Annotated in this window: 1 protein-coding gene; it reads right to left on the bottom strand. The window is 73.4% G+C overall.

Annotated features, from left to right (window positions below):
• Positions 1 to 79: 79 nt before the first annotated feature.
• Positions 80 to 278: hypothetical protein (locus tag SB658_RS23425; RefSeq protein ID WP_410602681.1), on the bottom strand; the 199-nt coding region annotated here is incomplete at its 5' end.

Here is a 278-nt window from a genome sequence, read left to right as displayed (position 1 = left end):
GACAGGACGCGTGTTGGCGAAAAAGTCGCCAATTATCGCCCGCGGCGCAGTCCCCGGCCAGCCCGCGCGACAGCGCCGTTCAGATCGACGGTTCCGGCACCTGCAGGCGTTCGCGCACTTCGGCGGCGATGCGCGTGGTTTCGCGCAGCGGCACGATGCCCTCGTCCGGCGCGAAGGACAGCGCATCGGCCAGCCGGCCGCGCCCCCGCAGGCCGGCGATCAATCCGGCCGCACGACTGCGGGCCTGGTCGGCGAACCACGCCGCGACCGGCACCCGC

Origin of the sequence: Bacillus sp. SIMBA_008, assembly GCF_046535495.1 — a bacterium.
Lineage (GTDB): Bacteria > Bacillota > Bacilli > Bacillales > Bacillaceae > Bacillus > Bacillus subtilis.
The sequence above is the reverse complement of the archived record's forward strand: the minus strand, read 5'-3'. Positions and strand labels throughout refer to the sequence as shown.